The organism is Nostoc sp. (assembly GCF_036916735.1).
Lineage (GTDB): Bacteria > Cyanobacteriota > Cyanobacteriia > Cyanobacteriales > Nostocaceae > Nostoc.
The window spans coordinates 33,163-45,275 of sequence record NZ_JBALFV010000101.1; the positions used below are offsets into that span (position 1 = coordinate 33,163).

The 12,113-nt window shown below is 40.2% G+C and carries 10 protein-coding genes; 3 read left to right on the forward strand and 7 right to left on the reverse strand.

Annotation, left to right across the window (positions count from 1 at the left end; all coding sequences use genetic code 11):
- Nucleotides 1-176 precede the first annotated feature (176 nt).
- The gene (locus V7L20_RS23680) at nt 177-1,658 is read left to right on the forward strand and encodes a GTP-binding protein (protein WP_334746429.1); all 1,482 of its coding nucleotides are present in this window, start codon (nt 177-179) and stop codon (nt 1,656-1,658) included.
- A gap of 57 nt (nt 1,659-1,715) precedes the next feature.
- On the opposite strand, the gene V7L20_RS23685 is transcribed toward V7L20_RS23680, so the two are convergent.
- A complete protein-coding gene (locus tag V7L20_RS23685; protein ID WP_334746655.1) occupies nt 1,716-2,486 on the reverse strand; it encodes an SDR family NAD(P)-dependent oxidoreductase in 771 nt (256 codons plus the stop codon).
- A 144-nt stretch (nt 2,487-2,630) separates the two neighbouring features.
- Nucleotides 2,631-3,119 carry a hypothetical protein gene (locus tag V7L20_RS23690; RefSeq protein ID WP_334746430.1) on the reverse strand — a complete coding sequence of 163 codons (489 nt, stop codon included), beginning with the start codon at nt 3,117-3,119 and terminating at the stop codon, nt 2,631-2,633.
- A 163-nt stretch (nt 3,120-3,282) separates the two neighbouring features.
- Here V7L20_RS23690 and V7L20_RS23695 point away from each other — a divergent pair, with 163 nt between their 5' ends.
- Nucleotides 3,283-5,208, forward strand: a complete 1,926-nt coding sequence (locus tag V7L20_RS23695; protein ID WP_334746431.1) for a protein kinase domain-containing protein — start codon at nt 3,283-3,285, stop codon at nt 5,206-5,208.
- A 97-nt stretch (nt 5,209-5,305) separates the two neighbouring features.
- Here V7L20_RS23695 and V7L20_RS23700 read toward each other — a convergent pair whose 3' ends face one another.
- The 5 genes from V7L20_RS23700 to ndhL form a co-directional block, all read right to left on the reverse strand.
- Entirely contained in the window at nt 5,306-6,616 is a 1,311-nt protein-coding gene (locus V7L20_RS23700) for a tetratricopeptide repeat protein (protein WP_334746432.1), read from the reverse strand.
- 435 nt (nt 6,617-7,051) lie between these two features.
- Nucleotides 7,052-7,708: a heterocyst differentiation related protein gene (locus V7L20_RS23705; RefSeq protein ID WP_334746433.1), complete on the reverse strand. Its 657-nt coding sequence runs from the start codon at nt 7,706-7,708 to the stop codon at nt 7,052-7,054.
- 237 nt (nt 7,709-7,945) lie between these two features.
- Entirely contained in the window at nt 7,946-8,773 is an 828-nt protein-coding gene (gene trpA / locus V7L20_RS23710) for a tryptophan synthase subunit alpha (protein ID WP_334746434.1), read from the reverse strand.
- 163 nt (nt 8,774-8,936) lie between these two features.
- Entirely contained in the window at nt 8,937-9,248 is a 312-nt protein-coding gene (locus V7L20_RS23715; protein WP_190891582.1) for a DUF3007 family protein, read from the reverse strand.
- 25 nt (nt 9,249-9,273) lie between these two features.
- Entirely contained in the window at nt 9,274-9,486 is a 213-nt protein-coding gene (gene ndhL, locus V7L20_RS23720; protein WP_334746435.1) for an NAD(P)H-quinone oxidoreductase subunit L, read from the reverse strand.
- 1,302 nt (nt 9,487-10,788) lie between these two features.
- Here ndhL and V7L20_RS23725 point away from each other — a divergent pair.
- On the forward strand, nt 10,789-12,108 hold the full coding sequence (locus V7L20_RS23725) for a hypothetical protein (protein ID WP_442943619.1): 1,320 nt from the start codon (nt 10,789-10,791) through the stop codon (nt 12,106-12,108).
- Nucleotides 12,109-12,113 lie beyond the last annotated feature (5 nt).

Here is a 12,113-nt window from a genome sequence, read left to right on the forward strand (position 1 = left end):
GGCATTGGGCATTGGGCATTGGACATGGGGGATGGGGCATTGGGCAGTAAAAATTATTCTTTCTCTGTTGCCTCTGTCTCATCTTGCTAAACCGCTCCTAAAAATAACTAGCATAGTAAATGGGGTGTATCTAAAATCTAAAATCTAAAATCTAAAATCTAAAATCTAAAATTAATATGACTTCGATATTGCCCATGCCTGAACCTGATCAGAGTGATTCTGCCAACACTAATGCAAATTCTCTCAGTTGGGAGGAAGAACTGGATAGTGCCATTTTCAGTTTTGAAGATATTCAGACGGAACTGAACTATAAACAAGCACAAACGGCGTTGCGAAACTTGGTAGCCAATCTCGACCTCACCCCCCAGGAAAAAACTGGGTTAGAGGCGGAAATTGCTGATTTGGAAATTATGCTGGGGAAGTTAGACCGTATGGTGGTGCAGATTGCGGCTTTTGGCATGGTGGGACGTGGTAAGTCTTCGCTACTTAATGCTTTGGTTGGGCAAACAGTATTTGAAACTGGGCCGCTGCACGGTGTCACCCGTGCTGCACAAAGAGTTAATTGGAGTATTAGTGAGGAAGTCATTGGAGAAACTGAACGTGCCCTTCGGGTCACTCTCCCTAGTGTAGGTCAATCGCAGGTGGAATTAATTGACACTCCTGGGTTAGACGAAGTAGATGGTGCAACCCGTGCTGCGTTAGCTCAACAGATTGCCAAACAAGCGGATTTGATTCTATTTGTAATATCTGGTGACATGACAAAGCTAGAATACACTGCCCTTTCTCAGTTGCGGGAAGCAGGTAAACCGATCATTTTGGTATTTAACAAAGTAGACCAGTATCCAGAAGCAGACCGGATGGCAATTTATCACAAAATCCGGGATGAGAGGGTGCGGGAATTGCTCACACCTTTGGAAATTGTCATGGCTGCGGCATCGCCCTTGGTGAAGACGGCGATTCGTCGCCCTGATGGTACTAGGAGCATACAGTTGCATACAGGTAATGCCCAAGTTGAGGAACTCAAGCTGAAAATATTGGAGATTCTGCATCGTGAGGGTAAAGCTTTGGTTGCCCTCAATACCATGCTTTATGCCGATATCGTAAATGAGCAGTTGATAGAACGAAAACTGATGATTCGGGAGGTGAATGCCAATCAGTTGATTTGGAAGGCTGTGATGACTAAGGCATTAGCGATCGCACTTAATCCCGTAACTGTGGTAGATATTCTAAGTAGTGTGGTCATTGATATTGCTCTGATTTTGGGTTTATCTAAACTCTATGGCTTCTCCATGACCGAAGCCGGGGCTGTACAATTGCTACAAAAAATTGCCCTGAGTATGGGTGGAATTGGTGCTAGTGAATTGTTAGCAAACTTGGGCTTGAGTGGATTAAAAACTTTACTTGGTATCTCTGCAACAGCTACAGGTGGCATTGCGCTAGGCCCTTATATATCGGTAGCAATCACCCAAGGGGGAGTAGCTGGTGTTTCTTCTTACGGGATTGGACAAGTTACCAAAGTTTATTTAGCCAACGGCGCTACTTGGGGGCCTGATGGACCGAAAGCAGTGATTAATCGGATTTTGGCAAACCTGGATGAGACTTCAATTCTCAACCGCATTAAAGACGAATTGCTCCACAAGGTAAAACTCAGAAAGTGATAACTAGACGTGGAGTTAATAAATAACGTAAATTTCACTAACACCAACGTAACGCAGTTACCAAGGCAATCTGCTCCCATCCCATGAGAAAAACTGTCCACTATCGCCTTCTTGAAGCTGTTCAATGACAGTCAGTAATTGGGTAACGGTGCGTTCCACTGTGAATAATTTGTCCGCAGGTACATTTCTCTGGAAAGGACGGGAAAGGCGCGTATCAGTTGTACCAGGGTGCAATGTGACTATTAATGCTTTAGGACAACTTCTTTTATACTCAATTGCCGCAGTTCGCATCAACATATTGAGTGCTGCTTTAGAAGCGCGATAGCCATACCATCCACCAAGTTGGTTATCGCCAATACTGCCTAATTTAGCAGAAATAGTGGCAAACACGCTGCGTTCTCCATGACGAAACAAAGACAATAGATTTTTAGCCAGTAAAACAGCACCAATACTATTTACTTGAAAATAGCGCAGCAAATTTTCTGAATTTATCTGTCTTAAGCTTTTTTCTGGTTGCAAAGTATCTTCATGCAACAGTCCTACACAGTTGACTACCAAATGCAGTTTATCAACTTGGGTATGTATTTTTTTCACAGCTTCAACAATCTGTAATTCATCATTAATATCCATCTTTAAACAAATTAATCGCTCAAAATTTTCGCTTGCAAGAGCTATTAAATCAGAAGTTGATTCCGGTTGACGAGAAGTTGCATAAACTTTAGCTATTCTGTCATCTTGTAGCAATTGTTTTACAAAACCCAAACCAATACCTTGGCTGGCTCCCACAATTAATGCGTTAACAGAATTAATTTCATCGATAAAAGACATATCAACTGATGATTTTACAATAGTTAAACTTAATATATTTCTTAAAGCATCACTTTCCACATTCCAGATAGGTTGAAAAAGCGATCGCCTTACTTTATAAGCCCACACAGGTGGGCTTTGTTAGTGTATTCTATTTTGAGGGCTTTAACTCTCTGGCAATTTAGCAAACGCCTCCTCAACTAACTCCTTTGCCTTAGCATCCAAACGCTGCCAATCGACTTCACCCAATTCATCAATTAAACTAGTATCAATATCAGCAACTTCCTTCTCTGGGGTGTATTCAATAAAACACACTTCGTAACACAGTTCCCACAAATCGATACTCGCTTCTTGCTGTTGACGCTGCAAACGTAGATGATATCCTGGATGGGGCATCGGCAGACGAGCCAGAGTCTCTTTGATTTCATCTGCTTCTTGGGGCGTTGCAGTTTCTATTGCTTGCAACAACTCAGTCACCAATGCTTTGATTTCATCAGTGGTGCTAGGCGGCCAAATCAAGACATCGTGGTAAGTTCCTGTCCAAGAAGATTCATCAAGCTGCTTGCGGATATTGTCGATAACGCGAATGAAAGCAGGTTGCATGAGGATTTCAGCCTGCTGCCATGCAACTGAGTTTGTTATTTTAGGTGGCATTGGTAGTAAACAGGGGCACTAAAAGAAAAATAAACAGTCTGCGTTTATTAAAAAGCTGCGTTTTTAATCTAAATCTTTTCTCAAGATAGCGGATTTCATTGAAGAAAATTTGGAGATATTTATTACCAGCTGGAAAATTAGGTAATAACTCTGGGGAGTGAACATGATAGGCAAGCTACTAGACCATCGTTACCAAGTAATTCGAGTCCTTGCAATGGGAGGATTTGGTCAAACCTACATTGCCCAGGATACTAGGCGACCAGGCAATCCCCTCTGCGTTGTCAAGCACCTCAAACCCGGAACTGACCCTAGAGTTTTTGATACTGCTAAACGCCTGTTCAACAGCGAAGCCGAAACTTTAGAAAAACTGGGCAATCATGACCAAATACCCAGGCTGCTAGCATACTTTGACGAAAACCAAGAATTTTATTTAGTACAAGAATATATTGAAGGACACACCCTAGCTGAGGAACTTATATCTGGTAAGGGCTGGAGTGAAAGCGAAGTAATTCAACTATTGCAAGAAGTTTTGCAAATTCTCGAATTTGTCCACCGTCAAGGCGTGATTCACCGCGATATTAAACCGGATAATATTATCCGTCGTGCCTCAGATAATAAATTAGTTTTAGTAGACTTTGGAGCAGTGAAACAACTGCGTACACAACTGGTAACAGTGGGCGGACAACCCTATGCTACAGTGGTTATTGGCACTCCTGGGTATATGCCCACAGAACAAGGGCAAGGTAAACCCCGTCCCAATAGCGATATCTATTCCCTTGGTATCATTGCTATTCAAGCATTAACAGGATTACAGGCAACAGAATTGCAAGAAGACCCGGACACAGGCGAAATCATCTGGCAGCAATCAGTAACCGTGAACCATCGGCTGGCGGCAGTGTTGTCTAAAATGGTGCGTTATCACTTCAAAGACCGCTACCAAAATGCCACAGAAGCGCTGCAAGCATGTAAAGAGGCGATTAATCCAATACCAGCACTTTCCATACCTCAAGAATCCGCCAAAAATTCTAGTTACCAAGTAGCTAAATCCCAACCTCAAGTTTCTCGGCTGCAAACGGTTGCAGTTGCACCGGCAAATCCTGTCCCAGATAAACCTGCGCCTAAAGACTCTGACAAATTCGACCCATGGCCGATATTAATTGGCATATTATTGGCGGGTGGTACAGCTGCCTTGGTAGCAAATATATCCCCAAGTGTGAAAAATTTAGCTTTTAATCTTACAGGTAAGGATACCGCCTTAGCAAACAAATGCTCGGCTATTATTGCCAAAAATTCTAATATTCGTTCTGAACCTAGTTCAATAAATTCTGATATTGTGCAAACAGTTGCCGATAACACCAGTTTTGAGGTGACTGGCAAACGGACAAAACGAGGTTGGATAGAAGTTAAACTTAACTCTGGTCGTTTGGCTTGGGTTGGCTCGAATGTGATAACCAATAATCAAGAATGGGGTTCTTGCCTGAGCGAAAAAGGCATTGCCACTAAGATTGTAGATGATAGTAGCTTGATTGCGACTCGACCGACTCCCAAGGCAAAACCAAAATCTAGGGATGTAGTAACTCCATTACCAGAAAAGCTGAAGGGGTCAACTGACGATGCTGGGAAAACAGAGCAATCGCAGCCTACTGATAACAATGCCAATATTATAGAACAAGCAAAAAAGAAGTATGAATCAGGAGATATAGTTAGAGCGATCGCACTTTTAAAATCGGTTCCGGCAAATGCTGCTTCTGGTATCCAAGAAACGGGCAAAATGATTGCCCAGTGGCAGCAAGATTGGGCTAAGGCAGAGGCGTTATCTAATGAGATCAATAAAGCAATAGATGATGGTAAATGGGATAAAGTTTTAGATTATAGAAACCATCCAGAAAAGTTGCCTAATACTCAATATTGGCGAAATAGAATAGAACCATTATTTAAACAAGCAGCCGAAAATCTGGCAAAACAGGCATTACCTAAACTAGAAAATCTAGGTAATCAAAAGAGTACCCAACAGAAACTTCCTGATACTAAGCAACCTGCCACTAGAGAGAGTCCTAATGCTACAGAAACTCCTAAAAGCGGTTTGTGAAATCAAAGTTTGTTAATTATAATGTTTCAGCATATATTGGTAATAGGTAATAGATAATCTTATTACTTTACCTATCAATGTTGAACTAATTTCTCTTTTATTGATGTATATTTTCAGCGATTTGAAGGGCTTGTGCTAATAATTGCTCGCTTTTATCTTTTTGTTGTAATTGTGCGTACCCAATAGCGATCGCAGTTATCACCTTAACTTTATCATCACGGCTTTTGATAGTTTTAGCAACTTCAAGTGCTTGAGATAATACCTGCTCTGCTTTAGCAGGTGGTTCTACTTGAGTAGCTTGCTCAACAATTTTAGGCAAAGCTAAGGCTTTGTTAGATTCAGAATTTAACAAAAGCAAGGCTTTGATATAGTCAGGCTCTGACGAAAGCAAAGCTTTGTTATAGTCAGACTCAAGATTCTCTTTAAGTACTTGAAAAGCTTGCTTGTATTGACTCTTTTTTGCATACTCAACAGCAACTACACGCAAGGCTTCGCTTTTATTATCAGAGAACTTTATTTTCTGGATCGCTTGAAAAGCTTGCTCATATCGCCCTGCTGCTGCACACTTCTCAGCAATTTCAGCAAACACATCTGATGTATAACCCATAATTAAACCATCATGAGTGATATTAGCGTCTTTAAAAAATGCTTCAGAAGGGAAACCCTTTATAGAATTGGCAGTCTCAATAGCTTGGTTGCATTGCCTCAGTTCTGCATAACTAATAGCAATATCAGGCAATTCAAAATTTTTTGCTCCACCATCTTTTTCCTTTTTAATACTTTGAAGGGCTTGGGCTAACAGCTGCTCTCCCTTAGCCTGTTGTCCAACTTGTGCATACTTAACAGCCACTTTAGCGATAACTCTTGGATATTGTGCATTTTGTGAGGCTTGCGCTAGCACTTGCAATGCCTTTGCTTTTTGTCCAACTTGTGCATATTTGAGTGCAATTTCAGCCATCTCATCAGTGGTATTAGCTTTTTGAAGTGCTTGTACTAATATCTGTTCTGCTTGAGCCTTTTGCCCAATTTGTACATATTTGAGTGCGATTTCAGCTATTTCATCACTGGCTTTAGCTTTTTGAAGTGCTTGTACTAATATCTGTTCTGCTTGAGCCTTTTGTCCTGCTTGTGCATACTTAAGTGCAACTTCAGACATTAATATCGATTGAGAAGCAATGCTAGTAGTATCTTGAGATAAAAAGCTAACGTCTTCAAAGATATATTTAATACCATCTATTGATATTAATTTAGCAATTTGAAGGGCTTTTTCGTATTGCTCTACTTGTATTAAGCGAGTAGTAATATGTTTTAACCCAATATTACTGTACCTTGGCTCGTATACTTTAAGAGATTTTGCTACTTGAAGTACTTTGTCGTATTGTCCCATTTCTAGGTAAACAATTCCCAACTGCTCTAATAAGTCGCGTCTATTATTGTAAATAAACTCATTTATTTTGAGAGTCTGAATAGCTGGGGCTAATAACTTCGAGGCTTTATCCTGTTGTCCTAATTTTGCATATCCGACAGCAATTTTAGCTAAAAGTTCAGCCTGGAGGGGTTGCTTACCATTATTTTTCTCATAAATGGCAACCTTATTCACAGGTTGACAAGCTACACCAAATATGATGATTAATAATACTACGTAAGCACAGTTCGTCGTACTCCTACGGAGAAGCAAGCTACGCGTAGCGTCTCGTAGAGAAGACATTGCCAGTTTTTTGAGTTTCATCCGCTTTTTAAGCTTGATTAATCACTCATGTACAAAAAAAGCATCTAGGCAGTATTTTAACAGTGTTACCCTGTATATCTCTTACCTAGATGCTTTGTGCGATATTTTTTGTTATTACTGCATTTCGTCGTATTCTGGGGCTTCAACTCGTCTTGCTTCCATCCGCGAAGCAGGCAAAAACTCGGCGCGACGCACTGGAACCAAGGGTGGTGTATTTCCTTGGTAAGGGTGAATCACTTGTACAGTACGGGCTGGGCGCTGCCGTGGTGAGAATAAAGCCAATACCCCAGCGACGACAACACCACCACCAATAGTGAGAGTTGCGCCTCCTACAGCCCAAAGCACGGGTGAAGACCACCAAGAATTTTGCGGCTGGAGTGCTGTTACTTTTTGTTGGTTATTCTGCTGGGCTAATTGCCACTGCTGCTGAGTATTGAAATTTTGGACTTGGCCTTGGAGTTGTTGATTTTGCAACTTCAGCTGTTCATTGTCGTTTTTTAAACGTTCCAACTGCATCTGTGTGTTTAGCTTTTCCATCTCCAGACGCTGATCAGTATTGGGAGCAGTTGATGGCTGAACCTGACCGGGATACATTGGTTGCCCATAAGGCCCATAAGGATACATTTGTGGCTGCATTCCCGGCGCTACTACAGTCCCTGGCATTTGCGGAGCAACAGCAAAGTTAGGCTGTAGATTTGTTCCTTTGAGCAATACGAGAGCCGCCAGCCCAGCTACGGCAACCCCGCCGATAAACGCCATACTCTCACTCATCGCCTTTGCTCCTCAATTGCGACCTAATTATAACTATTTGTGACTGATTCACTCTCACACTCATAAATTATGCCTACTTGACTTCACATAATACTCAAACTATAAGCGACCGGATCAGCTAGTTTTTTTACATGATGATATCTGATGTTAATATTCAAAACCATAATGGTCAAATTGTCTACCAAACAAGCATAGAAAAACTGCGCTGGTATACTTTTTTTAATCTACTTTCTCCGTCTAATCAACAGGAGTATTTGGGCTGGTGCTATTGGTCTTCATGGCAACTTTGAGACTTTGGCAAAATTGGGCGATCGCCGAAAGTCCCTGCTCTGGTGTCCCTTCTGCTAATCGTTTTACAACAGCGCTGCCCACGATCGCTGCATCTGCGCCCCATTCCTTTACCTGAAGGGCTTGAGCAGGTTCGGAGATGCCAAAGCCTACACCGATAGGTTTATCAGTAACACTACGAATTTGTTGGAGTAAATCAGACACGCGATTTTCCAGTTGCGATCGCACCCCTGTAACTCCTGTGACGCTGACTAAATAAATAAATCCTTGGGAAGAACGAGCGATCGCTTCTATGCGTTGAGCAGAACTGGTGGGAGCGATTAACAAAATTACGTCAATTCCCATCTCACTAGCCGATTGGAGCAAGCCTGCTGCTTCTTCTAAGGGCAAATCTGGTACTACCAATCCTGCAACCCCCGCCGCCGCAACACAAGAGAGAAATTTTTCAATTCCCCGATGCAAAATTGGGTTGTAGTAGATAAATAGGATAATAGGCGATCGCAATTTGGGAGTAATCCCTTGCAACATTTCTAGCACCTGCTCTAATTTCGTTCCCCTTTGTAAGGCGCGAGTAGCAGCAGCTTGAATTACTGGCCCATCAGCCAGAGGATCAGAATAGGGTATACCCAGTTCTATAATGTCAGCTCCACTACGATCTAGAACCTCCAACGCTTTTGCTGTTGTTTCTAAATCTGGATCGCCAGCAGTAATAAACGGAATCAGAGCGCACTCACCATTGTACCCAAGGGTTTCAAAGCAATCAGTAATAGCAGTCATTAGTCACTAATACAGCACGGTGTAAATAAACATACCATTTCAAATAGTGCAAAAGCTTGTAATAGAATTCTTTTGACTTTTGACTTCCGTCTTGCGCTATTGGTCATTAGTCGTTGGTCATTTGTAGCTAAACCAAAGACAAACGACAACTGACCAATGATATTTACACCTGAGATTGCTCTTCTTGTTCTATTTGGGCTTGAATTCGTGCTAGTTCTTCAGGAGTAAGTTCATCTAACCGCTTTTGCAGAAAGTCTTGCTCATACTGTTCCCGTTGTTGGTGGTAGGTCATTTTTTGTCCCACCGCACGGAAAAAATAGGTGGCTAACCAGCCAACTAACCCACTGATTAGTAAGACTTGGCTCCATATACCAGCTTGCTGATTATCCAAACCGACTAGCTGCAATCCTACATAAGCCAAGCCGCCAGCAATAAAAACGCCCAAGCCAATTCCAATAGCGTCAATCCGTCGCATGAGAGTGATGACCTACCTAATTTAGTTAAACTTCAATTTGTCGCCGTTGGGGTCGAAAATTTAGAAACGGCGATAGAACCAATAAACCTGGAAAGAAGAAAAACACCAAAAAGTACATAAAGGTACGCTCGATGGAGGTAGCTACATACCAACGCAGCTTCAAGTACAGCAAAATAGCAATTGGGATTACCAGAAGGTAAGCTCCAGCCAAAATCAGATACAACAGGGCGACAATCATAAACTTTCAAGTCTTAAGCATCTGTTTTCCATCATAGGCTGAAGAGCGAAACTGAGGAAACTATAGTCAAGATTGATTGACAACAGGTATTTTTATGGTATGATCTAGAATCTTACCAGCAAACAAATGTTATAGTCAAACAAGATCGAAAACTCATCCAGATTGATTACCAGGAAACAAAGAAAACTTGCAACTCTAGAAAGCGATCACTCAATCTGGAAAAAATATTTTTAATCTAGTTGGACAAAAGACACAATTGATGGTGGAATAGATGAGGAGGTATTTGCTGCCTCTAAGAAATAACTAGTTATACTAGTTGCAAAACACCTACGGGGGTGTGGCGGAATGGTAGACGCTACGGACTTAGATAACTGAGCCTTGAAGGAGAAATCCCTCAAGTGGAAGCTCTCAAACTCAGGGAAACCTAAACCTGGTAACAGACATGGCAATCCTGAGCCAAGCCCAGAAATTTGAGATTTGCGATTTGAGATTTGCGATTAATCTACAATCCAAAATTCAAAATCGTTCGACTGAGCGCACCCCTACGGGGAAGCAAGCTACGCGCAGCGTTTCGTAGAGAAGCCGAAGTCTAAAATCCAAAATTCAGGGAAGGTGCAGAGACCCGACGGGAGCTACCCTAACGTTAAGCCGAGGGTAAAGGGAGAGTCCAATTCTCAAAATCCTGACTTTGCTAAAGCCATCAGGTAGCAGTGAAAACTGCGGGAGAATGAAAATCCGTTGACCGTAAAAGGTCGTGTGGGTTCAAGTCCCTCCACCCCCATTTCACATGCGAAAAGACTCCTATACAAAGTATAAAAGTCTTTTTGCATAATGTTTGCATAATATATAAATGAATAGGAATAGGGACACAGTAATCCCCATTGGTGTCAACTTAACCTAAAAGTCATGTCCTGCAACGAACTGAAGTTCCTTACTAATATCAAATAGGTATATACTTAAGAATCTTTAGTCTACTTCAGTAGACTAAGCTTGTAGCCTTGAACTTTAATTGCAGGCAGGTGAGGAAGCCAACAGTTAAGCTTTAGTTGACACGTATGGGTAATACCGTGTCCCAACCCGTGTAGTTTATTCAAATGAGAATCGCTATAAAAGTAAGCAATTCCACTGGATTATTTGATAAAGGATTTAACAATTTATGTTTAATACTTTATTTATAGCCGAAGTTTATCAAATTTGTGTAAAAAGATTGCTGAATATCTGAAAAATAGATTGATACTATTTTTCACCAAGGTTAAGCTGGTAATAATAGAAACATAAAATATTTTTATCCTGATAACTGAAATGACCCCAAATAGTTTATCAATTAGTCAGGAATATCCGCATTGTATTACGTCTAACTCTAGACAGGGAAATGTGCAAATTGCACAAGAAGAGCTTTATACCTTCTTCATAAAAATTGTTAATACAATGTCGCCAGATGAAGTTTTACGTGAATTCAAAGCTTTTTTTATAGACGGTCTTGATTTAGAATATTCTCATTATATACCTGAGATATACAAGATTTTTTTAAATGATAAAGAACAGGAATTTCGTAATACCATTAAACGCTGTATATATATAATAATTAATACTTGGAAAACTCATAGAAAAGATAAATATATTAAAGAATTAATTAATTTATTTGCTAGCAAAAACCTAAAAGTCAAAGCCAATTATTTTCCAGGTGTAAATATCTGTAAAAGTTGGCTAGAAAATTTTATAAACAGCAAAGACTATCAAGAAATAAGCCTATTTGCTGCTAAACACGAAGAATTACATAAAGGTCATTGGGCTAATCGCTACACTTCCTATTTATTAGTAGCTCAATCTGTTAATGAAAATAATCCAAGAGAGCAACAAGAGGCTGCCAGAAAGCTTTCTAGACAGATAAAAGAAAAATATAAGTTTGAACTAGCAATGTATATTGCTCGTTCTCAATCTACTGTCTCAAGCACAACACGCTACAAAAATCCCAGTGTCTTTGGAGATAATGTTCTGCGTTTAATAAAAGCAATTGTTTTAAAAAAGGGTGCGTTTAGCTATGAGAACATTGCCAATATATTTATTAAGCAAACTCAAGGGCAAACCCTTGAACAGTTTAAATTAAGTATAGAAAAGTATCTATTTTTTTCTGTAGATAATCAAGAATTAGTTAAGACTTTGCAGCAGCAATTTGCAGAACTTTTATCTTTATGGAAAGAAGAATATAATCAAGAAATTATCACTAAAGAATTATTTCTTAGAACCTGTAATCGAGTAATTGATTGTTTTACAACACAAAACGGTAAAGAACCTTCGTTATTATTTATATTATTGCTTACCCAAGGTCACTCTTTAACATTAGTCATTCTACTATTAAAGACTATTTTGATTTCTAGAAATTCCCGTAAGCATTTAGAAATTAAAATTGCTCATCTGATTCATTATTACGAAAAATATCCTGAAGATGAGTGTAAGTGGGTAATCAATTTTATGGAAGTTTTTAATATAACGTTTGCAATATACACAGAAAATGTAGAATACAACTTGATTAAGATAGAACAAGACCAAAGCAGTAATCCGCAGTTAAATCTGGATGCTTATCGGGTGTTTTCACAGATGAAGGTAGATAAACAAAAATGAATGTT